This is a genomic window from Persicirhabdus sediminis, assembly GCF_016595495.1.
Taxonomy (GTDB): Bacteria; Verrucomicrobiota; Verrucomicrobiia; order Verrucomicrobiales; family Akkermansiaceae; genus Persicirhabdus; species Persicirhabdus sediminis.
Window position 1 is genome coordinate 47617 of the sequence record NZ_JAENIM010000022.1, and the last position, 17771, is coordinate 65387.

Below are 17771 nucleotides of genomic sequence, written 5' to 3' on the forward strand. Positions count from 1 at the left end.
CGTATCAAACAATCGGCCGTACCACAACGGCTTAAAATCACTTTAGATGAACATCATTTCACACACTTGTCACATAAATCGATGAGGTGGATTAGAGGAATTTCAGATTCATTTCATTCACCGTAAATGGGTCGTCAAATCTATACAGATAAGGAAAGGCTGTTTCCATTTCGGTCGATTCTACACCAAACCATGACGCAATTACTGCCGAATATTGGTCTACTGAGACGTCAGGAATGAGTAATCCTCGTGAGGAATGGCTATCTATCGACCCCTCTTGATCTCCTAATTTCAGCGATGGAAAATGGCCATAGAGGTCACCGCCATTCACCGCCCCGCCCATCACGATGCAGTGACCAGCCCAGGCATGATCAGTCCCAGATGAGGCATTAGGGTTCAAGGTGCGGCTGAAATCAGAGGACGTGAATGTAGTCACACTATCAAAACAATCTACAGCAGGGTCCTTCAAAGTATCGCGCAGTGCCGCTATCGAGCTAGAGAGTTCAGCCATCACATTGCCATGGTTCTCTAGCAATCCACTATGGTTATCGTAACCTCCAACACGGCAAAAGAATATCTGCCTCGCATTACCAATCTGCTGGCGACCGGCAATTAACTTCGCCACCATCTTTAATTGTCTACCCAATGAAGAATTGGCATTGGCAAACTTTTCATCAAAATCAACGCCTGTGGCAGAAGCGGCTATTAAAGCTGCTTCTACAGAAGCTTGGTAATTTCTGCTAGAACGTACGCGTTTATAATACTCTTCATCCATGAGGTTTGCTTGCACGTTATTCATTACCCCTTCAAAAGCAGCTAGACGCCGACCCGTATCTGTCTGTAGATAACCCGACGATGCATCCACACCATTCGCATACGCATTACTATATGGACTGGCTGATGATCCATAACCTGAATACGGCTCCGCCCCGTTAGTAGACATGACATACTGGCTCAAGTTAGAATTACCGCCAGCAATCTCAAACGAGTTGATCCCAGCCATAGAAACTAACATCGACACCTTATCGCTACTGCCAGACGAATGAAGCAAGTCAGCGATTCGTCCCCCCCAGCCAGTTTGCATAGCCTCATCGGCGATAGATGTCTGCCATTGTTTCTGCTGGTTAGAGTGAGAAAATAGCTGCTTAGGACGAGCTACTTCTTTTTGAATGTAGGCGTCACGACTAATAATTGGCTCAACGAGTGATCCGACATTACAAACAAAGGCTAGATCTCCATCGTTGAACATTTCAGCAAGTTCAGGGGCTCTAGGATTCACCCCCATTGCTGGAACTTGCCCAGCATAGTGTTTATCAAATGCTTTAGTTTGCTGACTTCCTCCCTCACCATTCGGTAAACTAAGAATCGTGCCTTCTAGCGGAAAACCTTCATCTCCTAACTTTGGCTGCGCCACATCTCGCCGGGCAGCCTCATAGTCAGCTCTAACTTCATCAGTAGCTGGGTCGCCAATAGGGAAAATCATATTAGCGGAGTCGTTACCTCCAGCTAGAAATATGCAGATCAAAGCTTTATAATCAGAAGTAGATACATCTGTACTAGCTACAGCTGAGCCCAGTAATTTAAGCTGGGTGATTGAATTTACTAAGGCACTAATACCTAAGCTGGCACACGCGCTCTGGCGAATAAACGCACGGCGAGATAGCCCACGATTGGGGGTATTCATTAATTTCAGGGGGTTGTTTATTGAATCGTGTTAGTGCTGATTCATGCTGTATGAGCTGGTGGAGATCAGATAGACAGCGGTGATAATTCGCTGTTTGATGATCTCATGTTGAATCGCTGCAGCGGTTTCGTCTGTCACCGATCCTGTTGCCATGGTTCCATCTTCATGATGTTTGACCATAGCTACGGTATGAATAAATAAATCTCGGGCATTGTCCTGCCTTAAAACTGGAAATTCTGGCCCCACTGACAGCTCAGCTTGATAACCGACACCAAACCGACGCTTCATCCAGCCTGCACATAAATACAAATCGATTTCATCTACTAAGGCTTCACTGGCAGCAACTATCGCAGCCCTGTTATTGAAAGTTGTATCCAATGGGCTAACCATATTATCACCGTTAGTATCCATCATTGAGAGGTAAACTTGCGCTAAATGGGCTTCCACCGAGAAGTCGACACGCAAATGATCGGCATGCACGCTATACGAATATGGAGGGTATTCAAAGTAGCTGAGCCGGTGGCCACTAATCCCCAGATAATAATTAAGTAATGTGTTAATATAATTTACATTTTTAACCACCTGCGTCTCATCTATCAGCTGAAATTCAGGAGCCACCGCTCCAGCTAGACTCAACTCACCAACAGGCGAATGGTCAGGGGAAAACCAGTTAAACACCGATGGGGCTGCTAGAGGATTCTGTAGGAGGTGAGCACCTGTATACCATAGCCGTGGAGCTGTCGCCGCAGCATCATAGCTAGCTAGCTGCTCCGCGCTGAGAGCTTTCTCACCCAAGCGATCTTGATCTGCGTAGACTGACATCGGGATTTCGCCTTTGGCTTCAAGCATGCGTGCCAAACCAGCAAAGTGAATCATGGGTTCCTTTTTTTTGCCCTGTATCGCTACGCTATCGAAGTCCAGCGTTCTCGCCTCATAATCTAGCAAAATGGCCTTTAGAACTTCTCCTAGGTCGCCATTATGAGCTAACCAAACCGAAGCGACACGATGCACATAGGCTTCAGATGGGTTAGAAGTGACCAATCGTTGAATTAAGCGGCGAGTAATGAATGGCGCTGTATTCTGATGATTTGATAGATAAGCAATTACTTGGTCTAGCTCTTCTTCACCCGTCAAACCTGCTGGTAATTGCAGATCGTAAATTTTCTCTCCGCTGAACGCATCAACGCCAATCTCAAACAATTTTTTTGCTCCATCATCGTGGTAACTCTCGAACTGTTTCATTGGATGCACCCACTGCGCTTCGTAGTATTGATAACCATTCCATAGCCAAAAATTCTCATTCGAGGCCACTTCTGGAGCCCCAGAGCTATTGTAAGCCGAAAACGACCAGCCAGTAAAAACCCTCGCCAATTCTCTAATGTCACTCTGTTCATAGCTTGGACTTGGCAAACCGTCATCCGCTAGAACAACCATCCCGTTTGGATGTAATTGATAGAGGCCAATGCTAAATAACTGCAGAATTTCACGTGCATAGTTCTCGTCAGGAGATCGTAATACCTCCCCATTTTCAGCTAACTCAGCCTTTCGATTTTTTAATGACGATAGATAGATGCCCATCATCGGGTGGATAGAGATTTTCTTCAATAAGTCATCATATGAGGAGAAAGCATTTTCAGCTAACATATCGTAATAATGACAATGACCATAGGCTCTAGAATTTACATAAACATTACCGCTCCGGCTAACTACAATAATCTCCTCTAAGGCGGCAGCCATGCGTTGTCGTAGTTGATCACGAGCCGACAGCGCTTGGATCCACCAGCCAATTTCACGATTATAAATATTGGGTTGATAAGTTGCATTATAATACGGCTGGTCGACATCATTGCGATAATGTGAAATCTGATGTTCATTTGCGGCCGTTAGGAATGCTAGTAATGACGATTGAGGCAATGCCATCTGTTCATCAATCCAATCAGAGTAGGCGGCAATACGATCACCATTATATTCAGCGGATAGAACCTTCTCTCTCAGCTCCGCCAGCGACTGCGGTGTCGGTCCAAATGTCGCCTGTGTGAGAAACCTAGCGATTTCAAAATCTAGCATCTCTCCGCTAAGCTCAGCGACTACTGGTTCCGGCGGTGGCGGAGGCATTTCTAGCGCGCCACTAGCTAGCTGGAAATCACCACGTATTTCTCCAGCTGGAAAATCCACAGAGTGCACGTTGATGTAGATTCGTCCTTCACGCAGAGCATCCAAAACCATCTGGTCATTGATAAGAAAATGCGCTGCTCTAATTGGCCACGGGTGCGCCTGCAATTTCCCCAAGGGAAGCTGTAGAACTGGCGGACCACTCACAGGATTAGCCACATGCAAATGCGCGGTAGTCTGAGCCGAACCCAGCCCGCTGAAATTTAAATAAACTTTAGCTGAATCATTGTCGCCCTGAACTAATATGGAAGCCACGCCACTAGCTCCGCTGAGCGCTCCATTTTCAGGCCTCAAGCGAGCCAGATACAAACTAGAGTTATCGGTATCAATCGTAGCGTCACAGATGCGTAGCTGGCATGATGAATCCAGCACCTCCAGCTGGAGAAATTCTGGTACCTCCACTAGCTGGTCAGGTAGCGCCTCCAGCTGAAGTCTAATTTCACTTTCTCCAGCGGCAAAAACCAATACCTCACCAAGCTCTTGCCCGCCTCTGAGTAGGCGATAATCCAGCTCGCTCACCGCACTCTTTGTGACATCTGCTAGGCCTCCACGTTTGAGATAATATTTCTGAGCGTAATTAATCGCCCCCGACCTTCTGAAAATAAGCTCCCCATCAATTTGCTCTTTTTCTACTGCTAACTGCTGCTCCACATGCCAAGAGATTTCATTAGCCGCCAGCATAGTCGCAAGCTGATAGTCGTTCTCTACTAGGTCAAATTCCTCACTGTAGGTATCTCGCTTCAGGTAGTTTACATTCTCCATTTCTATCTCTTCCCAGTCGCTCAGACCATCAGTATCTGAATCCAGATCCGTCACCACGATTTGATAGAATTGTTTCTCATCATCGCTAAGCAGCGCTAATTCTAGCAGTCCGTCATAGCCAGAAATCGGCGCTGACAGAGTGTGCATCATCCCTCCTAATGAATCATTATACACCAGCTGATAGGCCTTACCTTCTTGCGTCTCACATCGCAGCCAAATCATCAAATGATCATCACTCCAGCGCTCCGAGCTGAGCTTAAGTTTATGCCCAGAATCACTATCAAATGGATTGGTACCAGCTATCGATTCTTCATAATTACTCAGCCCGTCACCATCAGCATCCCTCGCTTTTGCCTCACTATCAGCTACTAACTCCGTTGCATGATATTTGTGCTCCCATACGTCGCTGACGCCATTGCCATTGAGGTCTAAGATGGCTTCTAGCCTTCCAGCTGAAACTACCAAACCGACAACCACAATCCACCATTTTCCCATCGAGACAGAAAAGTGGGGGACATGATCTACATTCTTGTAAATCCATGACTTCATCCTACCGCGAAAAACAAGCTAACTTACTCACAATAATAAAGTTATCAACTTTCAGACCCAAGATTTATGAAAAAACAAATTCTCATTCACGCACATTCTAACCCAACAAACTATTCAGCCAGATTGATAGTTTATCTCGTTCTCTAGCTGTGGTATGTATTCCTCATACCCAGCGCGCCATATGAAATCGATAAAGCTGTTATCCATCTTACTCCTCTGCCTTTCCCTGAGCTCCGGCCTATTTGCCGCTAAGAGCAAAAAATCTGATACCAATATCGTCGCCGTCTACGATATTGAGGGACTTATCAGCGAAAGTGGGCTGAACCAGGGTGGCCTCTTTGGCCCCCCCGAGCGCCCTCTTACTCATTACGATATCGCCCAGAGCTTGACCAAAGCAGCTGATGACGAAAAAGTCGTAGCTGTGGTGATCGACTTTGGCGGAGCTGGTCTCAAACTTGCGCAAATTCAGGAAATCGCCCGCTGTTTGCAAAACCTACGCGCTGCAGAAAAAGACGTCTGGGTCTATACCGAGCAGCTAAGCAATGGCATGGCGCTGCTTGGCGCGCCAGCTAACCATTTCACCCTCATGCCTGAGGCAAATGTCACCTTCACCGGCCTTCATTCAGAGTCCCTCTACTTCAAGGGCATGTTGGATAAAATGGGCATGCAAGTCGACGTCATCCACATTGGTGATTTCAAAAGCGCAGGTGAATCACTCTATCGTACCGAGCCTAGCGAGTATTCCTTACAGCAAAATACCGCCATGCTCGACTCGCTCTACCAGCAGCTCATTCAGCAAGTCGCCGGTCACCGCCAGCTCACCACTGAGCAGGTGGAAAATTTCATCAACCACAACAATCCAAGTGCCCAGCTGGCTAAAGAGCTCGGCCTAGTCGACCAGCTGATGTACCGCACGAGCTTCAACAAAGCGGTCAAAGAAACCTACGGAGAAGACGCTGACTACAACCAAACCTACCAGCTACCAGACATCTACGGACCTGAAATCAAAAGCTTCATGGATGTGGTCAAGCTGATGTTCCAGTCAGACAAAAACAAAAAATCCAAAGACGGCTACATTGGCGTCGTCGCCCTAGAAGGAGCCATTAGCGACAAATCCATCGCTCCTGTACGCCGCGAAATCATCAAACTCAGCCAAGACGAAAACTGCAAAGCACTCGTCCTGCGAGTCGACTCACCTGGCGGCTCAGCCCTCTCTAGCGATGTTCTCTGGGAAGCCACCACCGCATTTAAGGCCACCGAGCGTCCATTTGTCGTCTCCATGGGATCCGTCGCCGCCAGCGGTGGATATTACGTCAGCGCCGCTGCAGATCGCATCTTCGCTGAGCCAGGTACCATCACCGGCTCCATCGGCGTGGTCGGCATGAAATTAGTCCTGCAAGGAAGCATGGACAAACTTGGCATCACCAGCCACAGCCAGCAGCGCGGAAAAAATGCCGGCATCATGACCAGCTCCAAGCCATTCTCACCAGCTGAAGCCGAGCTCATCCGCCAGTCCATGCAGCAGGTCTACTCCACTTTCAAAAAACGCATCACCGACGGTCGCGGCGACCGCCTCCAAGGTGAGCTCGAAAAACTAGCTGGCGGACGAGTCTACACTGGCCAGCAAGCACTCGATATTGGCCTCGTCGACCAACTCGGTGGTCTCAACCAAGCCATTGCCTACGCCGCTGAGCAAGCAGGCATTAGCGCCGACTCAAGCATCCTCACGCCAGCACCTAAGAGCCCGCTGGAAGGCATGTTCAGCTCACAGCGACCAGATAAAGGCGACGAACTCATTGGCATGTCACTAGCGCGTCAAAATTTCACCGAGTTCGCCCAAGCACACCCAGCACTGCGCATCCTCTCAGCCCCCCATCTCCAACAAGTGGATCAAGCTATCAAACAGCTGGAATCCATTAACTCCCACCACATCCAACTCCTATCCCCGACTCTCCATATTCAACCATAATAATAACTTAACTACACCCAATGTCAGACCGCCCATCTCGCTCAGGCTGCCTTCCTCTCATCTTTTCCATCGTCTTAGTTATCGGCTCAGTGGCGGCGTTTTTCTACGCCATCGCCACCATGCTCAACCACGCCACTGAAGGAGGCAAAAACTACACCAGCATGGCCGCTCCTGGTGAGCAACACATCCAAATCCATGACACCACCCTGATCTGCGTCTGGCACGACTACCAAACCAATTTCAACGGCAGGAACATCGATACCCAGCCAGAAATCGAAGGCAAATTCGACTTCACGCTGCGCCGCATCGATGACCTTAGCTACGTTGAATTCATGCCGCTAGGTGGGCAAGTTGTGCACAAAAATGGCGTCAGCCGCTACTCACTCGGGCTGTTCTCGGTCTCCGAGCCAGGTGAATACCTCTTCGAAGCCGACGCCATGAACCGTGAACAACGCATCATTTCCACCAGCACCATAGACCTACTCCAGCTACTTAGTTCAGCGGCATTCGGTTTCACCGCCAGCATCGCCTGCTTTATCTTCGCTTGCATCAGCTTCTTGTGGGGCATCTTCAAGCTGCTCACCCGCCCTAGCCCGTACCAGCAAAACCAATCGCAGCACCCCAGCTAAATCACTGCTGAATACAGCTAACCAATAACACGCATCCAGAGCTAGCTAGGGACTCCACAATTTCTCCCATCACGGCTAGCTCTCCAGCTAGCTAGTCTGCACCTCCATTTCTCCCAAGTAATAGCAGGGAGAAAATTTCAAGCTAAACACGCTAGGGGCTGCCACCTACAGCAGGGTCAAATTGATCCTGATATTCGGGCTCATAATAATCGCCTTCATACATCGCCAGCCAGTCGAATATAGACTCCAAGAAACCTTCACTTCCTAGCGAGAAAAAGATCATACCCAGCACCGCGAGAATCAACAGATTGCAGAGCACATAAAACGTCGTTAATACTTTGCCCGCTGTATCCAGCTGACGGCTATCTTCGTAGCCCGCTGGGCAGCAATAACATCGGTAATACATCCAAATATTTACAATAGGCAGTAACAGGCACCACCACCAGCCAGAAGCCATGCCTAGGTTCCTCACTCGCGATCCCGAAACGACGACAAACAATAGAATAGCGGCCCACCGAGTTATCGAAGACAAGCCATCGTAGTAGCTTTCCGTCATGAAAAATGTCGGCACCACCTCTATTATCGGAATCAATACAATAACCCACAAATAAAACCACCGGCGCGATAAGCCTCCGTAGGTATTAAATTCGATCATGCCCATGGCGTAATCAGCCTCACTCGCTGCCCGCAAGCTCGCCGCAGAGGGCTCAAAAATAGCCGTCTCATTTTCCTCCTCAGCAGCTGCCCGCGCCATAGCATCGGGCTGAAACTCTTCCACCTCGCCAGCTAATAGCCATTCAGGCATTTTAGGATGCCACACCCTATCGTGATCTAAATTCAGCTGGTTGCGCTTAAACATATTCCGCAGCGCTTTCAGAGTAACCGGCCCATTTTGCTGATCACCTCGAGCATAATACCATTCAGCTTCACCGCCATGAGGCTGAGCTAATGGCGGCGGAGTGGAAGCTCCTCCATCTGCTGACAATTGCCCCATTCCACCCGCAGCTGGCCCAAGGCCAATCTGTTCAGCCATAATTGGCTCAGACACCCTCACAGCCGTCTGTTTTTGCTCCAGCTGCTTCTGCTCCTCTTTTGTAAATTGATAATTATTTTGGCGAAATAGCTGCGCGCTAGCATTCAACCCCTCCTCCTCAAAGGCAATTACCTCCTCGACCGATCCAAAGACTTGCACTTTAGCCCCCCGATGGCGGCGCAAATATTCATTCACTCGGTAACGATGAAACCCCAGCAGCTGTTCGAGGCTCGTTTTTTTATCCACATATTCCACCTCAATATACTCCGTGCCAACCCGCTTAGGCGTGCGCATTGCATTTTTGGTCAGAATCTTCGTACCATCATCCAGTTGGCTGCAGCACTCTACGCCCACGAGACCTCTCTTTCCTCGCATCATCCTCCCAAGAATCTTGAAAATCTTGGGCAGAGCCACATCCACCGCTGAGACAATGATTTTCCCATCATCAGCGAGCCCAAACCTAATTGGCGATGCATTCTTAGCATCATTCTCCAGCTCAGCAGCTACCGCAAAATCCCCCAACTGCACAACCTGATGGCGGTGAAAATCTTCCTCCACCTCATTGTAAAAACTCTCATCCACATTCACCCCACTACCAATGACTATGGGCAAAAGCTTCAACTCCTTTTCATAAGTCTGTTTAATCGTCCGTTGTGAAAGGATAGCTAGCCCCCACTTTAGCAACATCAGAAAGCTGACCACGGCAACAGTGATCATCCACGGACGAATATCGGAAAAACTCATACACCAGCAATAAAACAAACGTGTAAAGCGGCAAGCCAAATCCATTTGCAGAGGGAATTTTTTATCACTCAGAAAAGGCTACCCCAGCTAAAAAGCTCGTTTACATCACTGTGGCTAATCGCTTGAATAAAAACTCATAGTTGCGCGTCCAAGCGGATAACCTTAATTTGAAGTTATGTACTGGAAAACTGTCAGTCTCACGGGAGCTCTTGCTCTTAGCCTCCTCACCACCTCCTGCTACTACGATCCATACGGCTACGGCACCACCGTCAATGCCGTGCCAGCTGGCTCAGTTGCAGTTACCATTGGTGGACTCAGCTACTGGCATTACCATGGCCATTATTATCGCTACTACGGAGGCCGCTACGTTTACTGTCGCCCACCGCATGGCCACAGACCTCCACCTACGAGACCACCTCACCACAGGCCAAAACCTGAGCAGCCGATTTACCGACCAGACAGACCGGGGTCAAATCGACCAACCCAGCTGCCAGCCAATCAAAGACCGACAACTAGGCCATCCACTCGCCCGAGTACACCAACAACGACTCGCCCGAGCACACGCCCAAGTACGCCAACCACCAGGCCGAGCACTCCGACTACGCGACCAAGTACTCCAATGACTCGCCCAAGTACCCCAAGCTCTAGACCAGCCAGCCGCCCAAGCACGCCAGCACCGCGCCCAATGCCCAGCAGCTCAGGGGGCAGAACTCGTTCGCGCTAATTTCACTCACCAGTGCACGATGAACGGATCATCAATCCGTCCATCGTGCGCCCTTTATTTTACCACTCAAGCGCGCATAAAGAGTTGGCAATCGCCAGCCTCTCATCATACTAGCTGGCATGCGCATCGACGTGCTTACTTTATTTCCTGAGATTGTCCTAGCTCCGCTGAGCGAGAGCATCATCAAGCGTGCCCAAGCTCAGGGCATCGCCGAGATCAACGCCCACAACATTCGTGATTGGGCCGAAGGAAAACATCGTAAAACCGACGACTACCTCTGCGGTGGAGGCCAAGGCATGCTGCTCAAACCCGAGCCCATCTTCGCTGCCATCGAAGAGCTGCGTAGTGAAAATTCTCACGTCGTCCTCATGACCCCACAAGGGCGCCAGCTGAAACAACAAAAAGTGGCCCAGCTCAGCCAGCTAGACCACCTCATCATCCTCTGCGGTCACTACGAAGGGGTCGACCAGCGCGTCATCGATACCCTAGTCGATGAAGAAATCTCTCTCGGCGACTACGTGCTCACCAACGGCGCCATCGCCGCCGCCGTACTCACCGATGCCATCGTGCGCCTGCTTCCAGGCGCCCTCGGCGATGCTCGCTCACCGGAAGACGAATCATTCAGCGACCCTAACCTGCTAGAAGCTCCAGCTTACACCAAGCCTATCGACTTCCGCGGCATGAAAGTCCCTGACGTCCTCACCAGCGGCCACCACGCAAAAATCGCCAGCTGGAAAAAAGAAAAAGCACTAGCGCGAACCAAACAAAATCGCCCAGATCTGCTGCGCTAACTCCTTCGGTTCACTCCCAGTTGTGTTCTTTAGCTCTCCCGAGCTACAGCATAGAGGCATTTGCACGTTGCTAGATATTTACATCTATCACCCCCTAATAAGGACTACCGATGATTCCATTGGTAAATTCCATAGGACACCTTAGCTAAAAAAACTCAGGTGACATGACAACATCGTAGTACTTTTTGCCTGTCCATATATCTAATAGCGCACAAATTCATAGTTTCCATAAATTCATGTCATAACAGCAGAGCTGGCTTGCTGAGCTAATGGCACGAGATATGCTCCCGCGTTCTTCGCACCCGCGAAGCAAACGTACTAACACATATCTCAACACATATGACCGGAACTGACTATTTCATAAAAAAAGGTGAGTCTATCATCTCCACCAATGGTGGCGGCGACAGCCAACTCTTTGAAGATGAGAGTAAATTCACATTTTACTACGCCAACGAGTTGGCTCATTTGCTAGACGCTGGCCAGCCCGAGTCAGCAATCATCAAAGAAGACGAACGGCTCATTGCCATCCACTATGCAGACAAGTGGGACCCCGAAACCAAAAACCTGCGCGGACTTATCAGCAATAGCAATACCAGCCTGAGCAAAGCAATGAGTGAACTTAGCATGGAATCCTAACAATGAACGTCCCAAACACAAAAGACCTTCCCTATAATACCTCTATTGCCCTCATGGAGTTGTGCAAAAAAGTTGGCGCACAATACAGCTGGAACCAACAAGGTGGCGTACTGATAGAGACCAACTACCACAAATCCGAAGAGCTAATCGAAAGAGTCATCACCATGACTAACAACATGGTGACATCCTATAAACAAGTAACCCGCGCCCCAAGAGAATTGGTCTTCGGTTTCAGCAAGCTCAACCTGCTTATTGTTATCGAAGAAGAAATGCAGGTGACCTTGATCTTCAATACCGACATCGAACAAATCGACAAAGTAGTCAGGCTTGTCAGAGAGTTTATCGCTAATGATCTCAAACAATCCGCTGAAAAATCACCTGAGAAACCAGCGTGGCAAGAGGACATTCAGCCAATCGACCTACCTGAGCTAGCTGAGCCAACTAATCTAGCTGAAGCATCAACAGAACTACAAGACACACAGTCTAAGGAAGACTCAGAAGAGCCAGCCATCAGTTGGAGCACCCTAGAGCCTGAAATTCAATTACTGCTCAGCAGGGTCATGAATTCCGCTCAAGCTGATAAACTGATCACGCGGCAAATTCAGAAGAATACTAACGAACAAGGCGAACTCACCGTAGACGCCGACGCCCTAGCCTACCAAATCATTGACTGCGTCCCTCATAAAGGACGCCGCAAGGCTCTAAACTCTGAGTTTTCAGACATTCTATCTACCTTCACCCAACACTAACAAATACACATGAAACAACATCTCACCCTATTAGGAGCGCTGGTATGCTTCTTTTTACTTAGCATTTCATCCAACGCCGCGGCAGGCGATATCCAATCAGCCCAATCCGCTGTCGGTCCATCGACTGAGCAGCTAGAGTCAGACCTCAATACCACCTTTGTTCTGATCTCAGCGGCTCTTGTATTTTTTATGCAAGCAGGTTTCTGTTTGTTGGAGCTCGGCTGTGTTAGGGCAAAAAACTGCCTCAATGTAGTGATGAAAAATGCAGTTGATTTCTGCATCGCCATGATCTGCTTCCTGTTTGTTGGATTTGGCCTCATGTTTGGCGCCACAGCTATGGGCCTGCTAGGTACTGAAATCACCTGGCTATCCACATTTAATGGCGATTCTCAGCTCTGGGTATTCTGGATCTTCCAAGCAGTTTTTGTAGCGACAGCCGCGACTATTACCTCTGGAGCCATGGCTGAAAGAACAACCTTTATCGGCTACTGCGCCTACACCGTGCTTATTTCTGGCATCATCTATCCAATTCTCGGTCACTGGAGTTGGGGCAGCTTTGCTGGCGACTACGCACCTGGATTTGGCGGCACTTCAGGGTGGTTAGAATCTCTCGGATTCAGCGACTTTGCAGGCTCCACAGTGGTTCACTCTATCGGCGGAGCCTGTGCTCTAGCAGGCGTACTCGTGATTGGCCCACGTAAGGGACGCTTTGCGAAAAATGGCGATCCATTGCTCATCTCAGGTCACAACATTCCTCTTGTCGCCCTCGGAACTTTCATCCTTTGTTTTGGTTGGTTCGGGTTCAACTGTGGATCTAACCTAGCAGCTGGAAATGAAATTGGCCGCATCGCCGTAAATACAATGGTTGCAGCTGCCTCGGGTGGTTTGCTAGGACTAGCAGCTTTCTGGATTCGCGACGGACGCCCAGAACCATTAAGCACCATGAATGGTATCCTCGGTGGCCTAGTAGCGATAACCGCTTGTTGTAATGTGGTCACTCCAGCCAGCGCTGTAATCATCGGCGCCATTGCCGGAGTCGTTAGTACATTAGGTTCTGAGCTCTTGCTCAAATTCAAGATTGATGACGTCGTTGGCGCCATTCCTGTACACCTCTTCAACGGCATCTGGGGCACCCTCAGTGTAGCCTTGTTCAACGAGGCTGGTTTTGCGGGCAAGCAGTTAGGCGTTCAAGCTCTTGGAGCTTTCAGCACCAGCATCGCCGCCTTTGTCGCCGCGTTCATTGGCTTCAAAATCATCCATGCAACCATCGGTCTGCGAGCTAGTGAAGAAGAAGAGGAAGACGGCCTCGATTTCTCCGAGCATGCATCCAACGCCTATCCTGACTTCCGCTCAGAATAGACAACTAACATTCATATACTTAACAAGCTTTAACGCCCAGTGCGTTAAAGCTTTTTTGTTTCTAGCTAGCCAACTGAGGGGAATTATCATCGAAGCAAAATCCTCACTTGAAAGATCGCCATAGAAAGGCAAAACTGCGCAACGATGATCCGCCTCCTTACCAGCCTATCTGCCCTCGCGCTCGCATTGCTGAGTTTCTCGTGCTCAGAGGAAACTCCTATCGTCAAGGCGACCGAGGAAAAAATCATGATCATTGGCAATAGCAACGAGCCCGCGGCGCTAGACCCACAGGTAGTCACTGGGGTGCTAGAAAATAACATCATTCGTGCATTGTTTGAGGGACACTGCGTTGAGGATCCTAAGTCTGATAGTGATTCGCAGCCAGGAGTGGCCGAGAGCTGGGAAGCTAACGAAGACTACACCCGCTGGACATTTCACCTGCGTAAAGACGCCAAATGGTCAGACGGCAAAGCTCTCACCAGCGAGGATTTTCGTTTTGCCCATGAACGTATCCTCAGACCTAACTTCGGAGCTAAATATGCCACCATGCTCTACTTCCTAAAAAATGCCAAAGAGTACAACGAAAACCAGTTAGGGTATATCTTATGCGGACTGGATGAAAATTTTCCAACCAGCTGGAATGAGCTCAAACAAATCAATTTCCGTGGCGATAAAAATATCTCTGTCGACTCATCAGCTAACACAGGCTTCGCATCACTCAGCCAGGCCGATCAACAAAATTGGATCGCCCATCACGGCCTAGACAATCTGAAGGTCGAGGCCTTGCAAGCGATTCAGAAATCTCCCGAGCTCGTTAGCTGGCCAGAAGCCATTCCAGCTGAAACTCGCCTTCTAGTCATTCAGAGATTGCTAGACCACCACACAGCTGGCTCACCCGATTTGTGGAATCGCGCGCAAGTTGGCGTGCAAACTCCTGACGAACACACCGTCGTCTATCAGCTCGCTTCAACTACGCCATTCCTGCCTCACCTCACCAAACACTACACCTGGTTCCCTGTACCCAAACATACCATTCTGGCTCATGGAGAAATTGACCAACAGCACACGCGTTGGACATCACCAAGCAGTATCGTTAGCAACGGTCCGTTCAAGCTAACGGAATGGGAGTTTAATCACTACATCAAAACCGAAAAGAACCCACATTATTGGGATTTCGACGCCGTCAAACTCAACGGCATCGAATTTCACCCAATCACCAACCCCTATACCGAGGCTCGCATGTTCTATAACGACCAGTTGCACATGACTTATACCTTGCCGCCTGAAATGATAGAATACTCGCGGGAAAAATACCCAGATTCACTGCGCCAGGAGCCCTACCTCGGCGTCAACTTCATGCGCTGCAATGTCACCCGCAATGCGCTTAAGGACAAGCGCGTGCGCCAAGCTCTCGCTATGAGCATCGACCAACAAGCGATCATCGAGCACTTGCTAAAAGGTGGGCAACTTCCAGCTACAGGCCTAACGCCACCTCTCTCTGGTTACCCAACGCTGGATGTGGTGAAATTCAACCCCGATAAAGCACGTAAATTGATGACCGCAGCTGGATTTGAAAACCCACGTGATTTTCCAACAATCAACATACTAACAACCGACCGAGACACATCCAAACGCCTCAGCGAAGCCTTCCAGGACATGTGGAAAAAACACCTCGGCATTGATGTTACCATCGCCCAGCGTGAATGGAAAACCTACCTCGATCGTGTTAACCGGCTCGACTATGACCTCGTTGTTGGAGGCTGGATTGGCGACTACCCCGACCCAACAACTTTCCTCGACCTGTGGAAAAAGAGCAACGGCAATAACAATACCGGCTGGTCTAGCAAAGAATACGAAGAGCTACTCAAGCAAGCATCTATCAGCGAAACTCCTGAAAAAAGGTTCCAACTTCTAGCTGAAGCAGAAGCCGTCTTACTTGAAGAAATGCCTGTCTTACCGACCTATTGGTACACCACGAACTACCTACTTCACCCATCAGTCAAAGGCTGGCACCCGCTGCTACAAAACAGCCATCCGTACAAATTTGTCGACCTCGAAACTAACTAAGTACCTCACACGTCCATGTTTAAGACTATTCTCAGCAGACTCGGCCAAGGGATCTTAGTTGTCTTTTGCCTGATCTCTATCACATTCTTTCTAGTGCGGATGATGCCAGGTGACCCGCTCACCGACGAAAAAGCACTCCCTCCTCACATCATCGAGAAAAACAAAGCCTACTATCACCTCGATAAGCCGCTCCCTGTTCAATACCTCTACTACTTTAAAAACCTCGCTCAGGGTGACCTCGGCGACTCGATGTCAAAAGATCGCCCAGTCGTAGAAATTATTGGCTCCTCATTTCCCGTCTCTCTCATTCTTGGTATTAGCTCAATGCTGATCGCTCTAGCTGTGGGCATTCCAGCTGGTGTGATTGCTGCTCTGAGAAAGAACTCATTCATCGATTATGCATCAATGAGTATTGCCATGTTAGGAATCTGTATTCCCGCCTTTGTTGTTGGCCCGCTGCTTGCCATGTATATCGCCAGCAATGTTAGTTTTCTAAAAGTAGCTGGCTGGGGCGGTCCATTTGACTGGATCTTACCCGCCATCACCTTAGGGCTAACAACGGCAGCTTACCTAGCCCGTATCACTCGTGGCGGTATGCTAGAAGTTCTCAATCAAGACTACATCCGTACAGCCAAAGCCAAGGGGTTACCAACTCATCGCATCATCACACGCCATGCATTGCGCGGCGGGCTCATTCCAGCGGTCGCCTACGTTGGCCCCGCATTTGCCGCACTCATCTCTGGCTCATTTATTGTCGAGACCATTTTTCAAATTCCAGGGCTCGGCCAGCACTTCATCAATGGTGCCACATCCCGAGATTACAACATCCTCCAGGGCGTGGTTTTCCTCTACGGCGTTATTATCGTAATCGCCAACCTAGCTGCTGACATCGCCCTAGCCATGCTCAACCCACGCGCTCGAGAAAGCGCCTAACATTCACTTTCCATGCAAGATTCAAACGAAATCCTAAAAGGTGATTCACTCTGGCGTGATGCCTGGCGGCGACTGGCAAAAAACCACATGGCCATGCTTAGCCTCTTTGTGCTCATAGCTATCTGTGTATTATGCTTCATTGCCCCTACAGCCTTTCAGCTGCAAGATCCTAACTCACAAAACCTCAGCAATACCTTTGCGGCACCTTCAGCTGACCACCTATTAGGGACCGATCAATCTGGCCGCGACCTTCTCGCTAGATTGCTAGACGGTGGAAAAATTTCCCTCTTGGTAGGTCTAGTGGCTACAAGCGTGACGCTCATCATCGGCATTCTCTACGGCTCTATTTCTGGCTATATCGGCGGTCGTACCGACTCTCTAATGATGCGTCTTGTCGATATTCTTTACGGTCTCCCCTTCCTCGTTCTGGTCATTCTGTTTGCTATGCTGATTTCTGAATACAGCAAATCACTAGCTGACATCATGATAGAAAGCTGGCACTGGGATGTAGAATTAGTCAAAAAAACCACGAACCTCGTTCCTCTGTTCATAGCCATCGGTGCCCTCGGTTGGCTAACTATGGCACGTATGGCACGCGCGCAAGTTATCGGCATCAAGGAGCAAGAGTACGTAGAAGCAGCCCGCTCACTCGGCCTCAGCCATTGGAAAATCCTCAGCCGCCACATCATGCCAAACATGCTCGGCCCCATCATCGTCTATACCACCCTCACAGTCCCTAACTTCATTCTCATGGAAGCGACTCTTTCATTCCTAGGTCTAGGTGTGGAATCGCCCAACAGCTCATGGGGAATCATGCTTAAAGATGGAGCGAACTACATGGAAACCCACCCAAGCCTGCTATTGATTCCAGCCATTCTTTTTTCTATCACACTCTTTGCCCTCAACTTCCTAGGAGATGGCCTGCGTGATGCCCTTGACCCAAAAGCCAGCAAAGATTAAGTGGGGATAT

General features: G+C 49.2%; 13 protein-coding genes. 10 read left to right on the forward strand and 3 right to left on the reverse strand.

What is annotated here, in order from left to right:
• Positions 1–91: 91 nt before the first annotated feature.
• Positions 92–1684, reverse strand: a complete 1593-nt coding sequence (locus JIN82_RS04915) for a DUF1501 domain-containing protein (RefSeq protein WP_200310530.1) — start codon at positions 1682–1684, stop codon at positions 92–94.
• A 30-nt stretch (positions 1685–1714) separates the two neighbouring features.
• Complete coding sequence (locus JIN82_RS04920) at positions 1715–5167, reverse strand: DUF1800 family protein (RefSeq protein WP_234041778.1); 3453 nt, start codon at positions 5165–5167, stop codon at positions 1715–1717.
• Positions 5168–5348: 181 nt separating this feature from the next.
• Here JIN82_RS04920 and sppA point away from each other — a divergent pair, with 181 nt between their 5' ends.
• Both sppA and JIN82_RS04930 read left to right on the forward strand, forming a co-directional pair.
• Entirely contained in the window at positions 5349–7136 is a 1788-nt protein-coding gene (sppA, locus tag JIN82_RS04925) for a signal peptide peptidase SppA (protein WP_200310532.1), read from the forward strand.
• A 20-nt stretch (positions 7137–7156) separates the two neighbouring features.
• Positions 7157–7765: a hypothetical protein gene (locus JIN82_RS04930; protein WP_200310533.1), complete on the forward strand. Its 609-nt coding sequence runs from the start codon at positions 7157–7159 to the stop codon at positions 7763–7765.
• 151 nt (positions 7766–7916) lie between these two features.
• On the opposite strand, the gene JIN82_RS04935 is transcribed toward JIN82_RS04930, so the two are convergent.
• Positions 7917–9542 (reverse strand): DUF4339 domain-containing protein, encoded by a 1626-nt coding sequence (locus tag JIN82_RS04935; RefSeq protein WP_200310534.1) that lies wholly within the window; start codon positions 9540–9542, stop codon positions 7917–7919.
• Positions 9543–9717: 175 nt separating this feature from the next.
• Between JIN82_RS04935 and JIN82_RS04940 the strand changes: the two genes are divergently transcribed.
• The 8 genes from JIN82_RS04940 to JIN82_RS04975 all read left to right on the forward strand — a co-directional run bounded on the left by JIN82_RS04940 (position 9718) and on the right by JIN82_RS04975 (position 17761).
• Positions 9718–10266, forward strand: coding sequence for a hypothetical protein (locus JIN82_RS04940; RefSeq protein ID WP_200310535.1), 549 nt, complete (start codon positions 9718–9720; stop codon positions 10264–10266).
• Positions 10267–10385: 119 nt separating this feature from the next.
• Positions 10386–11057: a tRNA (guanosine(37)-N1)-methyltransferase TrmD gene (trmD, locus tag JIN82_RS04945; RefSeq protein WP_200310536.1), complete on the forward strand. Its 672-nt coding sequence runs from the start codon at positions 10386–10388 to the stop codon at positions 11055–11057.
• A gap of 339 nt (positions 11058–11396) precedes the next feature.
• Positions 11397–11693: a hypothetical protein gene (locus JIN82_RS04950; RefSeq protein ID WP_200310537.1), complete on the forward strand. Its 297-nt coding sequence runs from the start codon at positions 11397–11399 to the stop codon at positions 11691–11693.
• Positions 11694–11695: 2 nt separating this feature from the next.
• The gene (locus JIN82_RS04955) at positions 11696–12442 is read left to right on the forward strand and encodes a hypothetical protein (protein ID WP_200310538.1); all 747 of its coding nucleotides are present in this window, start codon (positions 11696–11698) and stop codon (positions 12440–12442) included.
• Positions 12443–12451: 9 nt separating this feature from the next.
• Positions 12452–13801, forward strand: a complete 1350-nt coding sequence (locus JIN82_RS04960; RefSeq protein WP_200310539.1) for an ammonium transporter — start codon at positions 12452–12454, stop codon at positions 13799–13801.
• A gap of 144 nt (positions 13802–13945) precedes the next feature.
• Positions 13946–15868, forward strand: a complete 1923-nt coding sequence (locus JIN82_RS04965; protein WP_200310540.1) for a peptide ABC transporter substrate-binding protein — start codon at positions 13946–13948, stop codon at positions 15866–15868.
• A gap of 15 nt (positions 15869–15883) precedes the next feature.
• The gene (locus JIN82_RS04970) at positions 15884–16801 is read left to right on the forward strand and encodes an ABC transporter permease (RefSeq protein ID WP_200310541.1); all 918 of its coding nucleotides are present in this window, start codon (positions 15884–15886) and stop codon (positions 16799–16801) included.
• Positions 16802–16813: 12 nt separating this feature from the next.
• Complete coding sequence (locus JIN82_RS04975) at positions 16814–17761, forward strand: ABC transporter permease (RefSeq protein ID WP_200310542.1); 948 nt, start codon at positions 16814–16816, stop codon at positions 17759–17761.
• Positions 17762–17771 lie beyond the last annotated feature (10 nt).

Excerpts from the sequence above, each read along its gene's own strand:
- JIN82_RS04940 (WP_200310535.1), top strand. The coding sequence starts at position 9,718 with ATGTACTGGAAAACTGTCAGTCTCACGGGAGCTCTTGCTCTTAGCCTC.
- JIN82_RS04930 (WP_200310533.1), top strand. The coding sequence starts at position 7,157 with ATGTCAGACCGCCCATCTCGCTCAGGCTGCCTTCCTCTCATCTTTTCC.
- trmD (WP_200310536.1), top strand. The coding sequence starts at position 10,386 with ATGCGCATCGACGTGCTTACTTTATTTCCTGAGATTGTCCTAGCTCCG.
- JIN82_RS04920 (WP_234041778.1), bottom strand. The coding sequence starts at position 5,167 with ATGAAGTCATGGATTTACAAGAATGTAGATCATGTCCCCCACTTTTCT.
- JIN82_RS04950 (WP_200310537.1), top strand. The coding sequence starts at position 11,397 with ATGACCGGAACTGACTATTTCATAAAAAAAGGTGAGTCTATCATCTCC.
- JIN82_RS04965 (WP_200310540.1), top strand. The coding sequence starts at position 13,946 with ATGATCCGCCTCCTTACCAGCCTATCTGCCCTCGCGCTCGCATTGCTG.
- JIN82_RS04955 (WP_200310538.1), top strand. The coding sequence starts at position 11,696 with ATGAACGTCCCAAACACAAAAGACCTTCCCTATAATACCTCTATTGCC.
- JIN82_RS04915 (WP_200310530.1), bottom strand. The coding sequence starts at position 1,684 with ATGAATACCCCCAATCGTGGGCTATCTCGCCGTGCGTTTATTCGCCAG.
- sppA (WP_200310532.1), top strand. The coding sequence starts at position 5,349 with ATGAAATCGATAAAGCTGTTATCCATCTTACTCCTCTGCCTTTCCCTG.
- JIN82_RS04935 (WP_200310534.1), bottom strand. The coding sequence starts at position 9,542 with ATGAGTTTTTCCGATATTCGTCCGTGGATGATCACTGTTGCCGTGGTC.
- JIN82_RS04970 (WP_200310541.1), top strand. The coding sequence starts at position 15,884 with ATGTTTAAGACTATTCTCAGCAGACTCGGCCAAGGGATCTTAGTTGTC.
- JIN82_RS04975 (WP_200310542.1), top strand. The coding sequence starts at position 16,814 with ATGCAAGATTCAAACGAAATCCTAAAAGGTGATTCACTCTGGCGTGAT.
- JIN82_RS04960 (WP_200310539.1), top strand. The coding sequence starts at position 12,452 with ATGAAACAACATCTCACCCTATTAGGAGCGCTGGTATGCTTCTTTTTA.